This window comes from Pseudomonas sp. FA117, from assembly GCF_057370475.1.
The window spans coordinates 3,098,601-3,118,031 of sequence record NZ_CM170675.1 but is presented as its reverse complement, the minus strand read 5'-3'; the positions used below and the strand labels follow the sequence as shown (position 1 = coordinate 3,118,031).

Here is a 19,431-nt window from a genome sequence, read left to right as displayed (position 1 = left end):
CCCTCACTGTTCCAGGCCGGTGGGCGTGATCAGCACCGGGTAGTGCTCCAGCTCCAATCGCTCGGCGATGTCGTCACCACTCACCGGCCAGATGTTCAGCCCGGGCGCTGCCGTCTGGATGCGACACAGGGCCTGAGCGTCGTCGACTTCGACCGCCAGTCCTTTGGCACCCAGGCCTTCCAGCGCCTTGGCGTGACGCGAAAGCCATTGCAGAGAGGCGGCGTCCTGCCCAACCAGGAACAGCGGTGTCATGCCGGGCAGGCTCAACGCTCTGAGCGGCACGGCGCCTGGCGAGAGCCGTGCGCTACGGACCGGCAATACCCAATTCAGCGTGGTGGGGTCGGGTAAGCTGCTGGGGTCAGCGATCGCTGCAAGTGACAGCCACGGGCAGAGGGTCAGGGCCACCAAGCGCAAACGGCTCATGGCAGTGACCGTCCTGATGCCGTCGCGACGGGCTCGACGCGTTGCCAGTGACGGCTGAATTGCCGGCGATAACGCGCGGCAGGGGGGCCACCCGCAGGCCGGTGATAGCGGCCGGCTGCCACAACCCAGTCACCGGTGTCGGCGTAGTGCGCGCGCAGCAGCTCGGCGGTGACGGCGAGGTTGGCCCGGGGATCAAGGGCATCGCAGGCGCTGGCATAGCGGTCCGGGTGATATCCCAGGTTCGTTTGTCCCAGCCCGACATCAATGCGCTTGGGATCGTAATGGCTGAGCGCATCTCTCAGCGCTACACACGCCTCGTCGCGTCGAGCAAAGCGCAGCGGTGACCCGGCAACATTCAGGGTCCAAGGCCAAGGCATGAGCTGCCCGCGCAGCGGCGTGCCACTTTCCTGCAGGGCAATGGCGAACAGTACCGAGGCGGGGATACCAGCGCGTGCGGCCGCCAATTGATACGCCGGCGGCGGCAAAATACCGGCGTGAGCGGCGGTGACGCCGACCATCGCCAGAACGAGAATCAGTCGATGCGCTGCCATTTTCCATCCACCTGCTGATAGCGGGCTGGTAGGGGGCGGCTGGCACCCAGGGCAAACCAGCGGCCGCGGTCATGGTTCAAGGTGACCTGTCCGCCGGAGACCTGGGCGGCGGTGATGCCTGCGTCCATGGCCCATTGGCGCAGGCGTGCATCGTTGCCTTGGCTGCCGACCAGGTATACATCCAGGCGCGCACCACCCTGTAGCCACTGCTGGAGGCCGTTCACGCAGGCAGCGCAGTGATCTTCCACGAAGATAGCCGTGCGGCTGTTGCCCGAGGAGTCCGCATCGTCGCTCATGCCCTGAACGGGCTGCTGGCCCGGAAACACCCGAGTCCAGGCAGCGGTGTAGGCCTTCTGGTAGGCCAGTTCACGCTCGGCGCGCTTGGCTTCCAGACGGACCTGCAGCTCGGCGTAGCGCTGCCGCTCCTGATCCGAGTCGGCCTCGACACCCAGGGTGGTGAGCGGGTCAAGTTGCGGCGACCAGTAATGGCGGGGGCCGGTCTGCAGGCGTTCAAAGGTGGCCCATTCGTCATCTGTCAGGCCCCAGGCCTTGGCCCGGTCCGTTGCGGATTTCTGCCGCTCCAGCGGCGTTTGCTCGCTGTACTGCGCGTTGGCGTCCACCTGGTTCGGGGCGCTCCATACCAGTCCGGAGAGCAGATATGCCGGCAGAAGAATAAGTGCGATCGCGGCGTGGCGAGCCATATCGATCTCCTCACGGCAAGGGCAGTATGCGATCGCCATGGCCAGGGACGTGGAACACGGCCTGGTCATCGCGAATCGCCCGCAGCTGCCACCCGTTCAAACTGTCGCCGGGTTGCAGCAGGTGCACGGTCGTCAGCGCATGTGCGCCGGCGGGCAGGGCGGCCACAAACCGAACGGCGCCGCGTGTCTCCACACCCTGGAGGGTGAAAGGCGGCTCCGGCGCTTTGGCCTTGGTCTTGCCATCGGTGGTTGGCGCGGGCGCGGTAGCGGGCGCCGGCCCGTCTGGGCGGGTCGTTAGTTTGGTGAGAGTCGCCTCAGCCGTGTCAACCCGCTGCTCGAGGCTGTTCAACTCAGCACTACTTGGACCAGGCGGCTTCGCTTGCAGCGCTCTGACTGAGGCAGCCAGCTCCTCGAGCTGCTGATCAAGCGCTGTTTGGGCGGTGGCATGTTGGTTTTGCGCGTCGCCCAGTGCCGCGATCTGCGGCTGCAGCGTCACGACCTTGCTGTTCAATGCATCGATATCGCGGCGCAGGGCGGGAGCAGGGTCGGCAGGTGCATCCCTTGCGGCGGCCTCAATCCCGGCCAGCTGCTGGTGATGGTTATAGGTCTCGGCGGCTAGCACGGCGGCCCCCAGGCACAGAGCCCCGAGCACCAGGGCCTGGAAGTGATGAACCTTCATGGTGCGGTCTCCAGTGTCGAGAAGGGTGGTTCGGGCGCCGGCAAGCGCAGGACGTAGCACACCGATCGGTCGATCGGGTCAATGTCGAGTTGCCAGGCCGGACCACCGATGACGGTCAACGCATCCAGCAGTGAGATCGGACCGAGGTCGTGGTGCACGGCTGGCAAGGGGCGGTGGAATAACTGCGCCACTCCAGCACTGTCCGGGCACAGTGAGTAGCCCGAGTGCTGCAGCACGTGACGCAGCGCCTCGCCGACGTTGGCGTGCAGGGCGGGGGCGATGTGCACGTTGATCAGTTGATACAGTGGCTGGCGCTGCTCCAACGTTGGCCGGGTGCTGGTCAAGGTGTAGCGGTCCTGACGCACCCAGGCGGGTACCTGAGGCTTAGACTTCGGCTGTGCGACCGGTGCTGGTGCTGGAGCAGCAGGTGGCGGCGCAGTAGGCGGCGTGCTGCAGCCCAGCAGCGCGGCGATCAGCCCAAACGTGAAGAGTGAGGGAATGTGCATGGCGGGGTCTCGACAAAATCTTGCCGACACCTTGGCGAAACGGCAGAGCCGGCCCTACCGAAAAACCGAACATGGCCGCCCAGGATTAGCTGGGCTGACTACAAAAAAGGCGCCCGGTAGGGCGCCATGGGTCATTCTTCGGGGAACAGGGGCAGCTCGGGTAATGGCGCTGCATCGGGGTCAAAGATCAGGATGCGGGTGTCAGCTTCACCCGCCAGCAACAGCAAACGCAGAAGTACCGGCGGCACGTGATCCGCGCGTAGCCGTGCACAGACCTCTTCGGCTGTGCAGTAGCTGCCACCTGCGGCGATATCCCTGATCCAGGGCGTCGAATACAGCTTGCAGCCCACGGCATTGTTGCTGCTCATCGCAAAGCATTCGAAGAAGCCCGACGGTGAGCGACATCAGGCGCACACCTGCAGAAACTCGAACTCCTCTGCAGGGAGATGGCCGGTGCTGATTTCCCAACTGCGGCTGTACTGCCCGGTGGCAAAGGAAAGCTGCTCGATCAAGCTGCGTGCGGCGTCTTCAGAAGGCAGGTCGCTGACGTGCTGCCGGTGGCCATGATGCAGCCCGGTAACCTGGTAGAGCACCTGGCTAACGGTGCCATCTGCAGGGCATACCATGCGCACGAACTCCGGCACGCTCTCGCCATCGGTGATCACCGCGAAGTCGTCGTCGAACACGCACGGCTTGAAGTTGATGCCGTCATCGGGCAAGTCGTAGAGAGCGGGGTGAAGCGAGCGGTAGCAAGGTGGGCAATCGTCGGCGTAGCTGATTTGTACCACGCGTTCGTAGCTCAGGTCCTGGAAACCGCGGAGGAAGGGATTGCAAGGAGAAGGGGTCATGATGGCGCTCCGAAAAAATGAGAAGGCCACCCTGTACCAGCGGTGACCCTCCAAGCAGGGGGGGTGTTCAGATCCAGCCGTATTCGGCCAGCGAGAGCGGTGTGCCTGCGCCCACGATGATGTGGTCCAGGACACGCACCTCAATCAAGGCCAAGACCTCGGTCAGGCGGGTGGTCAGTACACGGTCGGCCACACTCGGTTCCGAGCAGCCAGAAGGGTGGTTGTGACTGAAGATCACAGCGGCGGCGTTGTGCTCCAGCGCCTTGATCACCACCTCGCGGGGATACACGGGGGCGCCGTCGATGCTGCCGCTGAACAGTTCGTCAAAGCTCAGGACCCGATGCTGCGAGTCCAGGCAGAGCAGGGCGAAGACTTCGTGTTGGTAGGGTGCGAGCCGCAGCTTCAGATAGGCCGCCGCGTCAGCGGGCGTGATCAGCACTTCGCCGCGCTGGAAGTAGCGCCGATCGAGCAGATCCAACGCTTGGCTGATCAGCGCGTCCTCTTGAGCGCGGTGAGCGAGTACAGGATCAGGGGCGCTGACCAGATTCAAGGTAGTGTTCATGGCGAATCCCTCGTAGACGATGGAGCGCCCCCGGGGGACGGCCCCAGGTGGGTGAATGGATTGTTCAAAGCCGCGTGAAACGATGACGGCTGCCGTGCAGCGGGCTGTGGCAGCCTTCGCAGGGTTGGGTGGAAAATGCTTCAATGCCGAGGCCAGTGTATGGATCGAAATCGGCACTCAACGGCAGCAGGTTTTGCAAGGCAGTGCGCATGGATGCGATGCGCTGCTTGACCTCCGCTTCGCTGTAGTACAACGACAAGGCGCTGAAGTCTTCGTAGGCAACCGCCTGTAGGCAGTCCTCGCGCAGCCAGAAACTCTCCATGGCGACCTCCGGTGAGAGCACACAGGTGCTCGAGGGAGCACCTGTGTTGGTGGTCGACACGGTTTAGGCGGACTGACGTGCAGCGCTGGTTTTCCGCGATGCTGCGGCAGGGGCTGGGTGATGTTGCTCGTCATCGCCTTCGGCGACAGCGTCAGTTTCGTGCTCTTCTGCAGGTGTGTCAGCGGCTGCAGAGGACTCGGCACGGGCAGGTGCGCGGTAGCTGAACTGGCCATCAACCTTGATCCACTCGATGAAGATCAGTCGGCCTTTGAGGCTGGCGCCAGGTTGCCCCTTGCGTTCTCCTTTTTCGTAGAGGAAAGGATCGACCCAGATGTCGCCGATACGAAACGCGATCAGTACTTTCCGTTCCGCGCGGACGTCTTCCAGGTGCTCACGGATCAGCCGGTCGGCTTCACCGCTGGCGACCTTGCAGTCGAAGCGGGTGTATTCCACGTCGTCTGAGGCGCCGTGCAAGGCGGCGATGTCACAGGCCATGAAGGCCTGCCCACGCCGTACTGGCACTTCGCGCACGCGGTTCAGGTAACCAATGCCTTGGGTATGCAGGTTGAAGTAGGTGGTGGGGGCGTTGCTGCTCGAAGTAATCATGATGAATCTCCTGTTCAGTCACAAACGCGGGAGTTCACCAGCCCTGGCGGGAGGTGAGTCCGCAAGGGGAAGGTCGAGCAAACGATCAGTGGAAGGGCGCTCATCATCGAAAAGCTTCGATGACCGTGCGAGCTGCCGAGCGCTGATCGCACTGGGGGAAGAACCACCCGGATGGGCGTAGCCTTCAAGGTTCCGGCTACCTGGGTGCTGTCAACGACAGCGGTACGCAACCCATCTATAGGACGGGTCAACTGTGGCGTCAATCGGTGATGCATGGCGCTGAGGAAGACCGGCAGCGGGTGGTGCTCGATGGATTGTTACCGGGGAAAAAATAGCCCGACGGTCATCGGGCTAGGATCAGAAGGACCACCTTTGATTCGTTTCCGGACAGCCGAGTCATCGCAAACCTAGAGCTGTCGTTCCTCGCAATCAACCGACCCTTATCGTGGCCTGGGTCGGAACCAACTGGCACGCATCCGCGCACAAAAGGTGCCCAGTCTTTCGCCGGCGGGCACCGGGGCTGAGCATGGCCGCCGAGGCGGATGACCCCTGCGGCCTGGAGCAAGCCGCGCGGGTCATCCGCTTCAGTCAGACGCTGATTACGTGAAGTGGGCGTAGTGAACGCTGGAGAAGAAGGCTCCGAACTCAATGAGTCTGACCGAGCTGCCCGGAGCGAATCGGTCTGGGATCGCCAGGGGCGATGGGCAGTCCCACTACAGCAGCGCCCACGGTCGACGTCAAGCGTTGGCCCCACCGCTACTTGGATCTGACTGGGCGCTTGCTCGTTTTCACGGGCTTCGTGCCCTTGCAGTCTGGGTAGCGCGTGCACGACCAGAACTCTCCGGTCCGGCCTTTGCGCTGGCGCATGGCACTGCGGCACACCGGACAGCTTGGGCCCTTCGGGGCGGGCAGTGGCAGCGTGAGCGAGCGGTGGTTGTGCACCAGCTGAGTCAGCCATGCCGCCTGCTTGGCGAGGAAGGTCTCGACGCTAAGCTGGCCTGACTCGATACGTTCCAGCGCCTGCTCCCAGAGAGCTGTCAGCACAGGATCGGCGACCTCCCGTGGTACGGCCTCGATCAGCGTGTGCGCGGCGGCCGATGCCGCCAGGCTGCGTCTTTTTTTCTGCAGATACCCGTGATCAATCAAGCCCTGGATGATCGCCGCGCGGGTGGCTTCGGTACCAATGCCGATACTGTCCTTAAGCTTCTGCTTGAGACGCGGATCGTCCACATGGTTGGCAATGGTCTTCATCGCTTTGACCAGGGTGCCTTCGGTAAAAGCTTTCGGCGGTTGGGTCCGCTGAGCGGAGACAGTGGCCTCCAGCAGCGTGATGTCAGCGCCTTCGCGCAGCGTCGGCAGCGGTTGGCTGGGTTCTGGCCGGTCGCTATCACCGAGCTCGTCGATCACAGCTTTCCAGCCGCGTACCTGGATCTGCTTGCCGCGGGCGATCAGGCGGTCCTGACCCGCCTGCAGCAGTACCTGGCTTTTCAAGTATTCATGGTCGGGGAGGAATTGGGCCAGGTAGCGGGCGCGGATCAGCGAGTAGACGGTGCGCTCCTGCTCGGACAGCTGCGCCAGGTCGATGACCACAGCGGTGGGGATGATGCCGTGGTGGGCGGTGATCTTGGCCGTGTTCCAGGCGCGCGAACGTCGCGCTGGGTCAGCCGATTTTAACCACTGTGCCAAGGCCGGCGACGCGGCGGCGAGGGCATGCAGTACCTTGGGCACGTCATCCAGCATGCTCTCCGGCAGGAAGCCGCAGTCGGTTCGTGGGTAGGTCGTGGCCTTATGGTTCTCGTACAACGCCTGCGCAGCAGCCAGCGTTTCTTGAACGCCCAGACCAAGCTTGGCGGAACAGACTTCCTGCAGAGTGCCCAAGTCAAAGGGCAGGGGCGGACCTTCGCGGACGGCCTCGATCTCGACGCTGCTGACCTGCGCCGAGCCTCGGCGCTCCAGTCGTGCGGCAGCCTCCTGCGCTACGGTCTGGGTGAGGCAATGACCGCTGTCATCACACGCGTGCGCAGGGGGCTGCCAACGTGCGCGAAAGCGCGTGCCGTCGGCCTCCAATGTAGCTTCAACGGTCCAGAATGGTGTGGCGACAAAGCTGGCGATCGCCCGATCGCGCTCAACCACTAAGCGCAACGTCGGTGTCTGCACCCGTCCCACCGGCAGTATCCCGTCAAACCCGGCACGCCGGCCCAGCAGGGTGAACAGGCGGCTGAGGTTGATGCCGATCAGCCAGTCGGCTCGCGCTCGCGCCAGCGCACAATAATACAGCGGCAGGGTCTGCTCTCCTGGGCGAAGGGCGGCCAAGGCCCGGCGGATCGAGGCTTCGTCCAGGGCGGACAGCCACAGACGCAGGACCGGTCCGCGGTACTCGCAACGCTCAATGATTTCGCGAGCGATCATCTCGCCCTCGCGATCGGCGTCGGTGGCGATTACCACCTCGGAGCATGACTGCAGCAGGCCCTGGATAACCTTCAGCTGCTTGGCCACCTTCGGTTTGACGACGACTTGCCACTGCCCGGGGATGATGGGCAGATCCTCCAGGGTCCAGCGCTTGTAGCGCTCGCCATAGCTTTCCGGTGGCGCGGTCTCCAGCAGATGGCCCACGCACCAGGTCACCGTCACTCCCGACCCCGCCAGGTAGCCGTCGCCGCGCCGCGTGGCTTGGAGCACGCGAGCGATATCGCGCGCTTGCGAAGGTTTTTCACAGATGAACAGACGCATGAGCAGGCACTCCCAGTCGGTTCATAACAGCGTGCCGGGGTGGGAAGGCGAGGCCAGCGGAAAGCCGAATGGGCGGTGATCACTTCAGCCATCGGCCCGAGGGGGAAGGGAGGATAGTGCGCGGATCAACGGCGGGCGAGGTGTACGGCCAGTTGGCGTAAATTTTCCACAGCATACAGCCGATCGGCTTCATTCAAGTCTTGCAGCAGCTCAGCGATCACCAGCCCTTGATCGAGAGGCCGGCTGCTCGCGGCCAGCAACAGTTCGTCTGCCGTGCATTGGTAGATGTCCGCCAACCGCAGCAACTTGCTTACTGACAGGTCGACCTGACCCCGCTCCATACGGGAAATGGCCTCGCTGGTTACGTGCAGCTGCACGCCCACTTCTTCCTGCGTCAGATTGCAGGCAGTGCGTACCTTGGCCAATTGGCGGCCAATATGATGGCGTAGGCTAGGCTTCTTCGCGGGCAATGGGGCGCTCTCCAATTCGACCCATATGGTTGACCATCAACCCGCGCATATGAACGCCTCATAAGGTTGACTATCAACCTTTTGAGGCGTATCACCCCAATAAAGTGCAGTTGCCAACTCTCGTGGAGGGTAGGGACATGAACGAAAGCAAGGACGGTGGGGCCGAGGCTCTGCAATTGAAGGCGTACGAGTTGTTGCTTGCCACGCACCTGGAACCGGACAACCCTGGCGCTCGCACACGGCTTGAGCAGTGGCTGCGCGAAAGTCCCGAACACTGGCGCGCGTTCCGCGCTTTGGATGAACACCTGGAGCAGGCCTCATTGCTGCTGGCTCATAGCAGACTAGCGTCATCATCCCGCCATTGAGCGCACCCCTTATGGCGTTTCCCGCGTTGGTGGATGGCCGTGCTGAACCAGCTTCGCGCTGGCTCGGCCAGTCCACCGAGTACCACAGGATCAGCCTACTTGCGTGGGCTCTTCTTGCTCGCGGGTTTACGACTATGGCTGGCGCCGTCGCCTTTGCCGCCGTCCTGGTTCTTCTCGCGCATGGTCACCGACGCCAGCCGGTGGGGCAGGATGCCAATGCGCCGGGCCTCGACCTTGAACGTCACCCGCGCGTTATCCTCGCTGTCTTCCCACTCCTCCTTGACCGTACGGCCCTCGACCAGGATGCGCATGCCCTTTTGGAACAGCGTGCTCCAGTGCTCGGCTTCACGATGCCAGAGTTCGACCGGGGCCCAGTAGCCGCCGCGGTCCTCGTAGTTGCCGTCACGCGGTACCGGGTTGTCGAAATACACATTGAGCCGTAGGAGGCGGCGCGGCTCTTCGGGGTTGGTGTTGAACTCCTGAAACTCGGGGACGCTGCCGATGTTGCCTTCGCCAACAAATAAGGTGCTCATGGGATTGACTCCAGGTGGGGGGGAACGGAACTGCCGAGGGCGACCTCGGCGTCGAGTAACTGGTTGGCGGACGCCGAGGCCTGGCGGTGCAGTGAGTGCAGGCTACTCATTTGCAGGTTCAGCACCACGCGGTTGACCTCCAACTGGTGCAGCGCCTCGCGCACAGCAGGTGCCAGGTGCGGCTGCTCCATCGCCTGCTTCCACACCTCGGCGCCCATGCGGCTGAAGTCCCGGCTGCGCCAGCGCAAAAAATCCGTCCCGGCTGCGCTGTGCTGCACCACCAACCGCAGGTCTAGCAGCGAGAAGGGCGGCTGCGCCACGATCGCCAGCATGCCCGCCATCAGCCCGGCGACCTGGGTACGCAGGCGCAGGATCGATTCGGCGAACTGCTGCAGCTCCCCCTTACCCTTAAAAGGCTTTAAAAGGCCTTTTAGGGAGGCACCCTGTTCGAGCTGACGATAGGTATCCGTTGAAAGGCGCCGCGCGATGGCTTCGGCCAGGCTCATGCGTCACCGCCTTCCGGCACCGGTGGCACGATCGGGGGCTTGTCGGGGATCTCAGTCGGTGGTGTGACCAAACTCGCATCCATCGCCTGGCGCAGAATGGGCGGAGCAAAGCGGGAGCGGCGCGTACCCTCGAGGACGTCTTGCGGCGGTATGCCGAACTTGTCGACGGCCTCACGCGCGCGGGCGTTGTTGGCCGCCACGTCGTCTCGGCTGACGCCGGCCAGGCGGTAGCGCTGGGCCAAGCCGAACACGCTGCGCAGCAGGTGCGCGCCGCGGTCGATCCAGATCTCCATGTCGCCCCGGCCAATCAACGCGGTGTGGTGCGCCAGCAGTACCCGTCGCACCAACGTGTCGTAATCGGTCAACAGGTACACGGCGAGAAATCCCAGCTGACTGCCGATGAACAGCGGCAGGGTTACCGGATGGATATTGAGGTTGTCGCCGACATCGACCTGCGTGGGGAGATCGCGCTCCACCAGGCTGACTTGTTCGGTCAACGTCTGCAGATCAGCCTTCGCCTGCAGCAGCTTGTCTTCGAGCTGCAGCATGAACCAGTCGGCGAAGGGATCGTCCTGGCTGCAGGCCTGCTTGAGCAGGTTGGTCACGCTGATGTAGCCGGCCATCCCGAGGATGCCATGGACGCCCTCGCGGGCAGCTCGTCCCTGCCACAGTCGCGCGGCATGGTGGGTGTGCAGGGTGAGCGTAATGCTGCTGCGCAGTGAGCCCAGGTTGAGCTGGTAGTGGTCGACCATCGCCGGATCCTCGCCGTTGAATTGAGGCAGACGATGAGCTGTGTCATCGCCCTCGGCGTGGATCAACGCGAAGGTGCTGGGCTCGCATTTTCAAACAGTGGACGTCTGTGGATTTGATCACACTAGGCATCAAATCCACTGCGTTCCAGCACTAGGTCGACGCAGAGGGGACGCGGCAACGCAGTTTGAGTTCTTCCAGGCAGGCGAGAGCAAGTGGCGAGGCGGTGCGCTGATCTCCGGGCTGCCGGCGCTCGCGAGGTGGTTCAGCTTCCGGCGCCGCAGTCGGCGTGCGCCGAGGTGTGTGCTCTGGAGCAGTGGTATCGCTGCGTGCGGCCCACAGGTTGAATTCGCCGCGGCACGCCCGCTTGATCAAACCCATCAGATAGGCGACCGGTTTTCGGATCTCGCCGCGGGCGCATCGCACCGCCGCCTCGTTGATTACCGCTTGTTGCTGTTCCGGCTCGAGCGGGCGCATCGCCTGGGAGGCCATGCGCCGCTCGGATGGGCTCAGTTTTAGATCCTCTGGCCAGCGCGCTCGGCCGAACTCCACTTGCGCCAGTACTGTACTTTTTTTGCTTTTGTCTTTCTGTACTGTACGGCCGTCGTCGGCATTCCGAACGGCAGCGGTAATCGGGAGTTTGCCGCAGGATTCGGAATCCGGCCCCGGGGTCGTGAGATTCCGAACCGGGTGACTTTCGCCGCGTTCGGAATCCGCCGCCTCGTGGTTGGTCAGCGGCAGCGAGTGTTGCTCCGCCACGGCCGGGGGCGTCGCAAGCATGGTCTTGTCGACAGCGACCACCTTGGGGTCGGCCTGGATGTCCGCGATCACATGCTCGGTGACATCCCTGACGCCCTTGGTGGCATGGGTCAGATTCTGTAGCAGTAGTGACCGGTAGCCACTGTCGAGCTCCAGCTGCTCGGCCGCCGTCAACGGATCTCCGTGCAACACATAGACGCAGCCGCGCAGACAGCCTTGGGCATCCCGCGACCGCTCGACCAGACTGAGCCAGCGGGTGGTGCGTAAGACATTGAGCGCCCGGGCGATCGTTTCACGGGAAGCCTGGGTACCGCAGGGGCTGGTGGCCAGGTAGGGCTGAAGGTCCTGATAGCGCGGTGTCCGCACCTTGCGCTCGGTAATCAGCCAGCGCAGGACCTGCCAGGTATTGCGCTCCAGCGGCGTGAGGCGGCGGTCGTGCAACAGCTTCAGCGGTAGTGGATCGTTGTCGCCGTAGTAGATGGTGCGTACCGGAGCCTCTGCAGCAGCGGCCTCTGCCAGTTTTGCCTGGGCGGCCTGCCATTCCAAGCGCCGCCGGAGTGCGTCGTAGCACTGGCGCACGACGTCCTGCCAGTCGACCTCGTAGAAGCTCAGCATGGGGCACCTCCGTACAGTTCGATCTGTTGCCAGATTAGCGTCAGGCTGATGTGCTGCTCTTCAGCAAGCATCATCATCGCGTCGAGGGGGTCATTCTCCGGGTCTTCATGGCGTAGTTGGCTCCAGCGGTTCCAAACCGCATGCTCCTGCGCCTCGGTGAGTTGCACCGGTCGACCGCGGTGGGTTTCGATCTTGAGTACCCGCCGGCGCAGGGCGGTTTCCGAATGGTCCAGGCCGAAGCAGCGGTACATGATGCTGGAGCTGGCGCCGAGCTTCAGGGCTCGGTTGATCAACCGCTCGTTCAATTCATCCCGCTCGGCCTGGGCGATCAGCCGTCGCAACACGGTGGTATCCACCTTAATCTCTACCCAACTGATCGTCGAATGCGCCAGTTGCGACAGCGTGGTCGGCGGCAGCGACTGCAACACCTCAATGTCCTCATCTGCAAGACCGAGCGCTTTGCAGCGCTGCAAGCGTCCGTGGCGCAGCTCATGCAGCACCTGGTTCAACATGGCATGGTTCAACAGGTTGAAAGTCGTGGTCATGAGGTGGCTCCTCACGTTAGCGAAGGGTCGACAGCGTGGTATCGATCAGCTGCCGAGCATGGCGGATCAGGGCAAACAGCTGCTCAAGCTGTTCGTCTGGTAAGCGCTCGAGGCCAATGGTCAGGGCCGGGCGCTCGGCAAACGGTAGGTCGTAAGCGCCAATCAGCAATTGCCCAAACAGGGCGGCAGGGAGTTGTTGGCGTTGCGCCCAGGCCACGTCGTCCTGCAGACGCAGCAGCGCCGAGAGCAGCAGCTGGATGCCCGTGCGTCGAGGGGTGAGAGTGGCGTCCTGGTCCTGAGCGAGGATGAAGCCGAGGCCCTCTGATTGCCGACGCACCAAGTCGTCGGCATCGGCGTAAACCGCCAGGTTCTGCGCCAGCTCGGCACAGCGTTCCCGCAGGCCTTCGATGTCATCGGTAGCTTCAAATCCGGTGTCCGCCGGGGACGTGGTGCTTCGGTCTGAATCATCAATCTCAGATGGCCCGGTCCCGGACGATTCGCTTCCAAGCGCTTGCAGGATATGCGGCAGCCGAGGCCTCGGATCGGGAGTACTTTCAACTCTGGCCACGCCTGGATCAACGTGCGGCAACTTAGGCATCTGTACTGACTCGATAACCTGATCCGCTGATGGTGCTGGGCTGGGGTTTGCGGCTTGTCGCGACAGGCACGGCGTTGGCGGTGCCGGGTTCGACAGCGCGCGAAAGTCCTGTTGGATATCCAGCGCCAGGACTCGCGGCGATTGGTTCAGGTACACGGCCATCTTGGCGATGAGCTCATCCTGTAGCTCGCTGGTATCCAGCTCGGGTTTTTCGTCATCGAAGGCGGACAGCACCTCCATCCAGAGCAGCGCAAACTGCTGGGGATCACCGAAATACTGATTCCAGGTCGACTCTGCTCGGCGTCGCAGAGTAATCACGCGCTCGATGTTGGGTTTGCCGAGGCCTGCATAGAGCACTTGAGGAATGGAGGGCAGGAGAAACTCGAGTGCATCGAACATGCGGCTGATGTGCGATTGCGAGACGGGATACCCACCCTTGCTTAAGCGTGTGGCGAACTCACGCTGGCTGAGGGCCTCGCCGGGCTCCTGAAGCATGTCAAACAGCTTCGCGACTGCCAACGCTCGCTCGATGAACGCCAGTTGGCCATGCAGATCGCTTTCCGCCAGGTGTCCAAGCAACACATATGACTCGGACTGCCAGGGGCGGAACAGGCAGTTGAGACGAAAGAAGCGCTCCTCACGGGTTTCCTGCCACAGCTCACCGAGGATGCTCAAGCGAGTGTTGCCGCCGTTGCAAATGATGAAGTGCTGCTCGTTGGGCCGACGGGTGATGGACGGTGGATGGTCCAGGCCGCGTTCGCGAATGGAGGCTTTAAGCTCGTCGTACAGCGGGTTGCGGACCACGCGAGGATTGAGTTCGTAGGGTCGCAATTGCTCCAGCGTCACGACCATTGCCGTTTCACCGACCGGGTTGGCCGGCTGTTCACGGCTCTTCTGCGGGAAGTGCGCCTGCTGCAGTTGGCGGGTGACGTCTTCGGAGGTTGGCGGTTTCATCTTGCATCCTCCGATCAACTGTGCCCGGCCAGTCGACTGCTGTTGGCAGGTGCTAGCCGGCGACCGTTCACGGTCGCCAGGCAGAGCTTGTCCGCCCATTCGGGAAACAGCTCGATCGCCAAGCTGGTCATGACAGCCGCCGCGCAGCGGCTTCGGCTACCGGCTGGAGGCGTGGCTTCGACGCGATGCACCGGCAGCCCCAGCGACGCGGCGTTGAGGTACGCGACTCGGTCCGGAATGACCGTGTCGCACACGCTGACATGCGGATCACCTTCAAAGGTGTTCTGCAGGCTCTGCATGATCAAACGGGTGTCGCGGCGGTTGGCATTGACTTGGTTGAGCAGCAGCTTCACCGACGGCAGTGCCACACCCAAATACCGGTACGGCTCGAGCTCTTCGAACAACCCCAGCGTGCCACGCCGGAGTTCGCGTGCAGCGAGCATTTCCGGGGGGAGGGGACACAGGGCGCAATCGGAGGCCAGCACGGCCATCTCCACTACTACGCTGCGGGCACCTTGGGTATCCACGATCATCACATCGAACTGGTCGGCGAACGCCGGCAGCAGATTGCGCAGGCGCAGGCGGCCATCGGCGGCATGCAGTAACAGGGTGCTCAAGTGACCCGCTCGGTCGTTGGACACAATGAGCGACAGGCGCGGAATGACCGTAGCCGTGATGATCTGTTGTGTGTCCGTGAGCCCTTCGGTGATCAGCTCGTAGCACCCGACCTCACGCGGTAAATTCAAGGCGTAATAGCTGGACAGCGTAGGCTGACTGTCCAGGTCCAACATCAACACCCGCAGCCCCGCATCAGCCAGCAGGCCGCTGAGATTGGCGGCGACCGTGGTCTTGCCAGCGCCGCCTTTGGTCGAGATCAACGAGAAGACTTTCATGATCTCAATCTCCGGTGGAAAGGCGCTCTGTCACCCACTGCTCGATCTCGAGCGAATCCCACCCGACAGCCCGCGTGCCGATACGCCGGCACTGGGGAAACTGTCCGGCCTTCATCAGGTTGTAGATGTGTGAGCGTTTGAAGCCGGTTTTTTGTTCAACCTCATCTCGCCGCATGATGTGGCGGTCGGCGGAAGCGGAGGTGGGGGCTGTCAGTTGCATGATGTCACTCCTTAGCACCGAATGGCGCGTGGTGGGATGTGACATTCAGTCAACAACTGGAATCGCTGAAAGTCATTGCCAGGCAATCGCTCGGATTGCCTGGCAATCGCGGCTCATGCCCGCCCGGCTTGGGCGAATCGGCGTCGGGCTTCCGCAAATTTCCGATCAAGGGTGCGTTTCTTCAAACCCCGGACACCCGGGAAAAGCGTTGTCATGGCATCAACGATCGCTGCCTGATCGTCGAAGATGGATCGAGGAAGGCCCTTCTCCGTCTTGCCCAACATCAGCGCGAGCAGGGCACCTACGATCACGTAAAGCAGAAGTGCGGCATTTTCGGATAGGACTCCGGATTTCGACTTGGATTTTCTTGCCTTGGTTGGATCGTCGAGTTCAGGCGACTCCTTGTCGCAGAGCGCCGCATACGTGCGACGCAGGCTTTCGAGCTCGCGCAGCAAAACATCTCGATCCGCTTGAAGTGCGAGATGCACGCCCAGGCTTACGCAAAGGGAATGATCACTCTCCCGGGAAAACAGAAATGCTGGCTTTTCGTGCGGATAGGTGCGGGCGAACCAACCGTACAAATCTGGGTGGCGAATGGACCAGTAGGCGCGCTGCACGGGGTCGCTTAACCCAATGGGGCCTCCCAGGTAGGTTGCGGGCAACTCTCCGTTGATAATTGCGTCGCAGATGCGCTCAGCGTAGAGGTGGAGCGTAGGCCATTGGGGAAAGTGCTTGAGCAAGCCGCCTGGGTGCGTTAGCTCTACGTGCAGAATTTCGGCTTCGTGATCGGCGAGATCGCACCAAAGGATTGCCGCATCGATGGGGTGATAGGAACTTCTATACGAGACCATGGGACAGCCTCCTGCTTAACTATCCTTGTTCGCTGCGGGGCCGAGCAGGCCTCAAATCAGCGAGCCAGATCCGAACGTTTTTTGGGATCCAGTGGTGGTGACCAGAGTCTGAAAGGCGAGTTCTGCCTAATTGAATCGATTGCGACAGGTTTCGACGCGATCTTACCTCCATGTTCTGCTCTTGATCCTGCAGAATACATTAAGCATAAAAAGCTGATCGCTGTACCGGGTGCCCAATACGCAGGTACGGGGGAGTTGCCCTATGAGACTTTGCCTCGAGAACCTGCAGCTGCAACGTCGGTATTTTGTCTCACCGGCTGCGGGGAGCGGTTAGATGCCACAGGATGCCGTTGGCCTTCGCCGCTTCGGTCGCCTTAACGAAGCCGACCTGATGGCCGCCATGGGTCAGCACCGAAAAGTGCTGTATCGAGGGCATGAGCGCCGACATACTCAATGCACTACCCGTACCTCGAGTGGGTGCCGCTCGTGATCAGGCGGTGACCATTTTCGGTTGCTGATGCGCCTTCCGTGGCGACTGCAGGCTCGTCCGGCCAGTTTCAGAGAATTTCTAGAGGGTACTGAGTAATGATTCGGATCTGGTCAACATCACCATCGGCTTGGGCTGAGTTAGCACGGTGATTGGTCTGTTGGACCGTGAACGAGAGGTTCTTTGCGGGCCCGCTTTGCACTACATATTTGAATTGGATATCGCGCTCCCAGTGCTTACCATTATCCCCCAAAGGCGCGTAATAAGAGTAAGCACCGTTGAGGTCGACTTTGGAGTTGTCAATGTTCGAGCCGCGAAGATAGCGGGTCATGAAACTAAGCCCTGGGATGCCTAACGAGGCAAAGTCAAAGTCGTAGCGGGCTTGCCAAGAACGCTCATTAGGCGAGTTGAAGTCGGAGTAATAGACTGAGTTAGCGAGGTAGATTGAGTCTCCATCACCCAGATAGTCGAAGGGCTGGTCGCCGTCGATGCGCTGGTAGGCCAGCATAAACGCATGCGGTCCAGTCTTGAATCGGACGTAGCTACTCCAGCTGTCCGTGTCGATTTTGCCAGCTCGGGCGCTACCTTGATCCCGAGTGCGATAGAGATTGGCCCCGAGCCCTAGGGAGTTATGGTCATCAAGCACGAAAGTCTTTGAAAGGCTGACGTAGGTTTGATTCCAGACATCATCAAACCGCGCATGGTACAAGCTCAGAAGCCCGTCTCCTGCAAAGGTGTAGTCACCGCCAAAGTAACTTGCGGAGTCGTACGTCGTGCCTCCGTACTCCGTAAACAGCTCTCCGTCGTGGTTGGTGCTAGCCCTGCTGCGGGTGGAATGCACGCGCCCGCCCTGAAGCGTCAGGCCGTCGATTGAGGTATTTGTTAAAGACGCGCCATGGACGCTCTGGGGCTGTAGGCGGCCATCGCCGTGTTGGAAAACGGGCGTGATCGGGAAGAGATCCCCGACTTTGATTTCTGTATCGAAAGCGCGGAGCTTGATGGATCCCCCCGTTGCGGAATACTCATCGTCAGCTGCTCGCTGGCTATTGGGTGGTAGCAAACCTGTGCCTGAAGTGCCTCCGCCGCTGTCAAGCTTGATGCCAAGTAGTGCATGAGCGTCTACGCCGATGCCCACAGTGCCAGCTGTATAGCCAGACTTGAAAAAACCTTGGAAGCCTTGCGCCCATTCTTCTCGATAGCTTTGTTGACGACCATTAAATACACCATCGTCACGACTACGGTAGTCTCGGTTAAAATAGTAATTACGGTTGATCACTTGGAGGGAGCTTCCCTCGATAAAACCCTCTTCAGGTTTTTTTTCAGTGGCCGCCAGAAGCGGGAGGCTAATCATGAACAATGCGGCGCAGAGCCCAGGCTGAATGTAAGCATGAGACACGGAGTAAACCTCTGTTCTAGGTTTTTTATGAGGAGCAGTGTTATGTATGTGCTTACTACATTAGGTATTTGAGTAAGGCGCAGCCTAGCGTGCTGCGCTCTTATTTATTTAAGTCACTGATCAATTACCGCTCTGTTGGCGTTAATCCAAATTTTAGCTCCCTTTTCAGGTTTAGAGCTGCCATTGTCATTGATGGTTGACATCAACTGGTCTAGGGTTTTCTCGTCCATTTTCCATTGTTGGAACCAGCGCTCGACTTCGGGGTGGTTGCCTTTAAAGGACTTTGATGTAATTCCATAAATTGAGTCGGTAGTGCCGAACACACCTTTAGGGTCTTTCAGGTAGCGAAGATTTTTCTTGGCCCATACCCAGTGTGGCTTCCACAATGTGACCACGATAGGCTCTTTGCGCTGCATGGCACGCTCCAAGGACTGAAGCATTGCAGCCTCCGACGATGGCAGCAGGTTGTATTCAAGCTGATACGAGGTGATAGCTTTGTCTGTCAGCCCCATTAACCCTGTGCCCGCATCAATACCGAATATAGACGGCCTTCCGCGCCACTGGAACTGGTCCTTCGATGCATTGAGTTGCTCAATGCTGTCTATGTTGACGTAATCCGGAACTGCCAACCCTAGGTTTGCCTCACTCAACCAAGGGCCTATCAACTCAACCTTATCTTTGATGCTTTCGTAGGCCGGGCGATCTGATGTTGGTAGCCACACTTCGAAAGAGACGTCGATTTTGCCTTGTGCGACACTCTTCGTCCTGCTGTACACCGTCGTCTGGGCCATGGTTCAGACTGTTGATTCCGAGGGGGGGGCGTACATGCTGATCGGAGCGCTGTGTTTCGGGGCTTCATTCGTATATACGAAGCGTTTTATTTCTCCACTGAGAATACCTGCTGTAGCGCTCACCACCTACCAAATGGGCGCTGCCCTGTCCATGCTGGCTATTATTACACCAATGACCGGCATCACTCATCTCGCATCCAGGCCGTCGGCGATGATTGGTATCGTGATTGGCCTAGGCTTACTGAGCACTGGCGTCGCTTATATAGCTTATTATCGCTTGGTCGAAAGTGAGGGTGCAGTTGCTGCGTCTGTGGTGACGTATATACCACCGGTGGTGGCTCTGTTGATAGGTAGGGTGGCAGGGGAGCCTACGACTTCGAGTGAGTGGGTGGCGATGCTACTCATTCTCGGGGGCGTGGGGGTTGTTCAGCTTGGCGGTCGGTTGCACGCGCGTCTGGATTGCAGGTCAACCACAACTGAGCGTGATATTGGTCCCAGGCAATCATCCACTTGATTCCGCACTGGCGGACCAAGTCTTACCCTTGTGTTGCTTACCGTCGAAAATGAGTCCAGAATCAAGGCTATCCCGTTTTCAGGGATGGCTGAAAACCTTTAGATTTCAACAGCTCGCAAGCCCGATGCGAGTCTCGTTTCCCGCTCCAAATATCGATCTACAGAGTTTCATGGAAGTCTGTAAGTCATTGAAAAAAGGGCCTTATGGCCCTTTTTTCGTTCCAGCGGAAACCACCGAAAACCGGAAGTATCCGGAA

General features: G+C 60.9%; 25 protein-coding genes. 2 read left to right on the top strand and 23 right to left on the bottom strand.

Annotated features, from left to right (window positions below):
- Nucleotides 1-3: 3 nt before the first annotated feature.
- The 12 genes from AC1TXO_RS14350 to AC1TXO_RS14295 all read right to left on the bottom strand — a co-directional run bounded on the left by AC1TXO_RS14350 (nt 4) and on the right by AC1TXO_RS14295 (nt 8,353).
- Nucleotides 4-423: an integrating conjugative element protein gene (locus AC1TXO_RS14350; RefSeq protein ID WP_486402371.1), complete on the bottom strand. Its 420-nt coding sequence runs from the start codon at nt 421-423 to the stop codon at nt 4-6.
- Entirely contained in the window at nt 420-974 is a 555-nt protein-coding gene (locus AC1TXO_RS14345) for a lysozyme family protein (RefSeq protein ID WP_486402370.1), read from the bottom strand. Before AC1TXO_RS14345 ends, AC1TXO_RS14350 begins: the two co-directional genes overlap by 4 nt.
- A complete protein-coding gene (locus tag AC1TXO_RS14340; RefSeq protein ID WP_486402369.1) occupies nt 956-1,675 on the bottom strand; it encodes a TIGR03759 family integrating conjugative element protein in 720 nt (239 codons plus the stop codon). Before AC1TXO_RS14340 ends, AC1TXO_RS14345 begins: the two co-directional genes overlap by 19 nt.
- 10 nt (nt 1,676-1,685) lie before the next feature.
- On the bottom strand, nt 1,686-2,354 hold the full coding sequence (locus AC1TXO_RS14335) for a hypothetical protein (protein WP_486402368.1): 669 nt from the start codon (nt 2,352-2,354) through the stop codon (nt 1,686-1,688).
- Complete coding sequence (gene pilL2 / locus AC1TXO_RS14330; protein WP_486402367.1) at nt 2,351-2,719, bottom strand: PFGI-1 class ICE element type IV pilus protein PilL2; 369 nt, start codon at nt 2,717-2,719, stop codon at nt 2,351-2,353. The genes AC1TXO_RS14335 and pilL2 overlap by 4 nt, the downstream gene beginning before the upstream one ends.
- Before the next feature lie 272 nt (nt 2,720-2,991).
- A complete protein-coding gene (locus AC1TXO_RS14325; RefSeq protein ID WP_486402366.1) occupies nt 2,992-3,228 on the bottom strand; it encodes a DUF5983 family protein in 237 nt (78 codons plus the stop codon).
- 36 nt (nt 3,229-3,264) lie between these two features.
- A complete protein-coding gene (locus tag AC1TXO_RS14320; RefSeq protein ID WP_486402365.1) occupies nt 3,265-3,708 on the bottom strand; it encodes a hypothetical protein in 444 nt (147 codons plus the stop codon).
- A gap of 67 nt (nt 3,709-3,775) precedes the next feature.
- A complete protein-coding gene (locus AC1TXO_RS14315; RefSeq protein WP_486402364.1) occupies nt 3,776-4,270 on the bottom strand; it encodes a JAB domain-containing protein in 495 nt (164 codons plus the stop codon).
- A gap of 64 nt (nt 4,271-4,334) precedes the next feature.
- Entirely contained in the window at nt 4,335-4,592 is a 258-nt protein-coding gene (locus AC1TXO_RS14310) for a hypothetical protein (protein WP_486402363.1), read from the bottom strand.
- Nucleotides 4,593-4,655: 63 nt separating this feature from the next.
- Nucleotides 4,656-5,198: an STY4534 family ICE replication protein gene (locus AC1TXO_RS14305; protein WP_486402362.1), complete on the bottom strand. Its 543-nt coding sequence runs from the start codon at nt 5,196-5,198 to the stop codon at nt 4,656-4,658.
- A 756-nt stretch (nt 5,199-5,954) separates the two neighbouring features.
- Complete coding sequence (locus AC1TXO_RS14300; protein WP_486402361.1) at nt 5,955-7,928, bottom strand: DNA topoisomerase III; 1,974 nt, start codon at nt 7,926-7,928, stop codon at nt 5,955-5,957.
- A gap of 125 nt (nt 7,929-8,053) precedes the next feature.
- Complete coding sequence (locus AC1TXO_RS14295) at nt 8,054-8,353, bottom strand: helix-turn-helix domain-containing protein (protein ID WP_486406843.1); 300 nt, start codon at nt 8,351-8,353, stop codon at nt 8,054-8,056.
- Between the two features lie 182 nt (nt 8,354-8,535).
- Between AC1TXO_RS14295 and AC1TXO_RS14290 the strand changes: the two genes are divergently transcribed.
- Entirely contained in the window at nt 8,536-8,763 is a 228-nt protein-coding gene (locus AC1TXO_RS14290) for a hypothetical protein (protein WP_486402360.1), read from the top strand.
- Nucleotides 8,764-8,858: 95 nt separating this feature from the next.
- Here the strand turns inward: AC1TXO_RS14290 and AC1TXO_RS14285 are convergent, their stop codons facing one another.
- The 11 genes from AC1TXO_RS14285 to AC1TXO_RS14235 all read right to left on the bottom strand — a co-directional run bounded on the left by AC1TXO_RS14285 (nt 8,859) and on the right by AC1TXO_RS14235 (nt 18,661).
- A complete protein-coding gene (locus AC1TXO_RS14285; RefSeq protein WP_486402359.1) occupies nt 8,859-9,296 on the bottom strand; it encodes a single-stranded DNA-binding protein in 438 nt (145 codons plus the stop codon).
- Nucleotides 9,293-9,802, bottom strand: a complete 510-nt coding sequence (locus tag AC1TXO_RS14280; protein ID WP_486402358.1) for a DUF3158 family protein — start codon at nt 9,800-9,802, stop codon at nt 9,293-9,295. Before AC1TXO_RS14280 ends, AC1TXO_RS14285 begins: the two co-directional genes overlap by 4 nt.
- On the bottom strand, nt 9,799-10,554 hold the full coding sequence (locus AC1TXO_RS14275) for a PFL_4669 family integrating conjugative element protein (RefSeq protein WP_486402357.1): 756 nt from the start codon (nt 10,552-10,554) through the stop codon (nt 9,799-9,801). Before AC1TXO_RS14275 ends, AC1TXO_RS14280 begins: the two co-directional genes overlap by 4 nt.
- Nucleotides 10,555-10,705: 151 nt before the next feature.
- Entirely contained in the window at nt 10,706-11,926 is a 1,221-nt protein-coding gene (locus AC1TXO_RS14270; RefSeq protein ID WP_486402356.1) for an STY4528 family pathogenicity island replication protein, read from the bottom strand.
- A complete protein-coding gene (locus tag AC1TXO_RS14265) occupies nt 11,920-12,471 on the bottom strand; it encodes a DUF2857 domain-containing protein (protein WP_486402355.1) in 552 nt (183 codons plus the stop codon). The genes AC1TXO_RS14270 and AC1TXO_RS14265 overlap by 7 nt, the downstream gene beginning before the upstream one ends.
- Nucleotides 12,472-12,487: 16 nt before the next feature.
- Nucleotides 12,488-14,023 carry a ParB family protein gene (locus AC1TXO_RS14260; RefSeq protein WP_486402354.1) on the bottom strand — a complete coding sequence of 512 codons (1,536 nt, stop codon included), beginning with the start codon at nt 14,021-14,023 and terminating at the stop codon, nt 12,488-12,490.
- A 14-nt stretch (nt 14,024-14,037) separates the two neighbouring features.
- Nucleotides 14,038-14,916, bottom strand: coding sequence for a ParA family protein (locus AC1TXO_RS14255; protein WP_486402353.1), 879 nt, complete (start codon nt 14,914-14,916; stop codon nt 14,038-14,040).
- 4 nt (nt 14,917-14,920) lie between these two features.
- The gene (locus tag AC1TXO_RS14250; RefSeq protein WP_486402352.1) at nt 14,921-15,136 is read right to left on the bottom strand and encodes an AlpA family transcriptional regulator; all 216 of its coding nucleotides are present in this window, start codon (nt 15,134-15,136) and stop codon (nt 14,921-14,923) included.
- Between the two features lie 113 nt (nt 15,137-15,249).
- On the bottom strand, nt 15,250-15,987 hold the full coding sequence (locus AC1TXO_RS14245) for a hypothetical protein (protein WP_486402351.1): 738 nt from the start codon (nt 15,985-15,987) through the stop codon (nt 15,250-15,252).
- A 557-nt stretch (nt 15,988-16,544) separates the two neighbouring features.
- The gene (locus AC1TXO_RS14240) at nt 16,545-17,870 is read right to left on the bottom strand and encodes an OprD family porin (RefSeq protein ID WP_486402350.1); all 1,326 of its coding nucleotides are present in this window, start codon (nt 17,868-17,870) and stop codon (nt 16,545-16,547) included.
- 113 nt (nt 17,871-17,983) lie between these two features.
- On the bottom strand, nt 17,984-18,661 hold the full coding sequence (locus AC1TXO_RS14235) for a glycine betaine ABC transporter substrate-binding protein (RefSeq protein ID WP_486402349.1): 678 nt from the start codon (nt 18,659-18,661) through the stop codon (nt 17,984-17,986).
- Between AC1TXO_RS14235 and AC1TXO_RS14230 the strand changes: the two genes are divergently transcribed.
- Nucleotides 18,660-19,175, top strand: a complete 516-nt coding sequence (locus AC1TXO_RS14230; RefSeq protein WP_486402348.1) for a DMT family transporter — start codon at nt 18,660-18,662, stop codon at nt 19,173-19,175. The two genes, AC1TXO_RS14235 and AC1TXO_RS14230, sit on opposite strands and share 2 nt — an antisense overlap.
- The last annotated feature ends 256 nt before the right edge of the window (nt 19,176-19,431 follow it).

What these genes read in the sequence shown, in the direction of transcription:
- AC1TXO_RS14350 (WP_486402371.1), bottom strand. Translation starts at nt 423, where the DNA reads ATGAGCCGTTTGCGCTTGGTGGCCCTGACCCTCTGCCCGTGGCTGTCA.
- AC1TXO_RS14345 (WP_486402370.1), bottom strand. Translation starts at nt 974, where the DNA reads ATGGCAGCGCATCGACTGATTCTCGTTCTGGCGATGGTCGGCGTCACC.
- AC1TXO_RS14340 (WP_486402369.1), bottom strand. Translation starts at nt 1,675, where the DNA reads ATGGCTCGCCACGCCGCGATCGCACTTATTCTTCTGCCGGCATATCTG.
- AC1TXO_RS14335 (WP_486402368.1), bottom strand. Translation starts at nt 2,354, where the DNA reads ATGAAGGTTCATCACTTCCAGGCCCTGGTGCTCGGGGCTCTGTGCCTG.
- AC1TXO_RS14325 (WP_486402366.1), bottom strand. Translation starts at nt 3,228, where the DNA reads ATGAGCAGCAACAATGCCGTGGGCTGCAAGCTGTATTCGACGCCCTGG.
- AC1TXO_RS14320 (WP_486402365.1), bottom strand. Translation starts at nt 3,708, where the DNA reads ATGACCCCTTCTCCTTGCAATCCCTTCCTCCGCGGTTTCCAGGACCTG.
- AC1TXO_RS14315 (WP_486402364.1), bottom strand. Translation starts at nt 4,270, where the DNA reads ATGAACACTACCTTGAATCTGGTCAGCGCCCCTGATCCTGTACTCGCT.
- AC1TXO_RS14310 (WP_486402363.1), bottom strand. Translation starts at nt 4,592, where the DNA reads ATGGAGAGTTTCTGGCTGCGCGAGGACTGCCTACAGGCGGTTGCCTAC.
- AC1TXO_RS14305 (WP_486402362.1), bottom strand. Translation starts at nt 5,198, where the DNA reads ATGATTACTTCGAGCAGCAACGCCCCCACCACCTACTTCAACCTGCAT.
- AC1TXO_RS14300 (WP_486402361.1), bottom strand. Translation starts at nt 7,928, where the DNA reads ATGCGTCTGTTCATCTGTGAAAAACCTTCGCAAGCGCGCGATATCGCT.
- AC1TXO_RS14290 (WP_486402360.1), top strand. Translation starts at nt 8,536, where the DNA reads ATGAACGAAAGCAAGGACGGTGGGGCCGAGGCTCTGCAATTGAAGGCG.
- AC1TXO_RS14285 (WP_486402359.1), bottom strand. Translation starts at nt 9,296, where the DNA reads ATGAGCACCTTATTTGTTGGCGAAGGCAACATCGGCAGCGTCCCCGAG.
- AC1TXO_RS14280 (WP_486402358.1), bottom strand. Translation starts at nt 9,802, where the DNA reads ATGAGCCTGGCCGAAGCCATCGCGCGGCGCCTTTCAACGGATACCTAT.
- AC1TXO_RS14275 (WP_486402357.1), bottom strand. Translation starts at nt 10,554, where the DNA reads ATGGTCGACCACTACCAGCTCAACCTGGGCTCACTGCGCAGCAGCATT.
- AC1TXO_RS14270 (WP_486402356.1), bottom strand. Translation starts at nt 11,926, where the DNA reads ATGCTGAGCTTCTACGAGGTCGACTGGCAGGACGTCGTGCGCCAGTGC.
- AC1TXO_RS14265 (WP_486402355.1), bottom strand. Translation starts at nt 12,471, where the DNA reads ATGACCACGACTTTCAACCTGTTGAACCATGCCATGTTGAACCAGGTG.
- AC1TXO_RS14260 (WP_486402354.1), bottom strand. Translation starts at nt 14,023, where the DNA reads ATGAAACCGCCAACCTCCGAAGACGTCACCCGCCAACTGCAGCAGGCG.
- AC1TXO_RS14255 (WP_486402353.1), bottom strand. Translation starts at nt 14,916, where the DNA reads ATGAAAGTCTTCTCGTTGATCTCGACCAAAGGCGGCGCTGGCAAGACC.
- AC1TXO_RS14250 (WP_486402352.1), bottom strand. Translation starts at nt 15,136, where the DNA reads ATGCAACTGACAGCCCCCACCTCCGCTTCCGCCGACCGCCACATCATG.
- AC1TXO_RS14245 (WP_486402351.1), bottom strand. Translation starts at nt 15,987, where the DNA reads ATGGTCTCGTATAGAAGTTCCTATCACCCCATCGATGCGGCAATCCTT.
- AC1TXO_RS14230 (WP_486402348.1), top strand. Translation starts at nt 18,660, where the DNA reads ATGGTTCAGACTGTTGATTCCGAGGGGGGGGCGTACATGCTGATCGGA.
- AC1TXO_RS14235 (WP_486402349.1), bottom strand. Translation starts at nt 18,661, where the DNA reads ATGGCCCAGACGACGGTGTACAGCAGGACGAAGAGTGTCGCACAAGGC.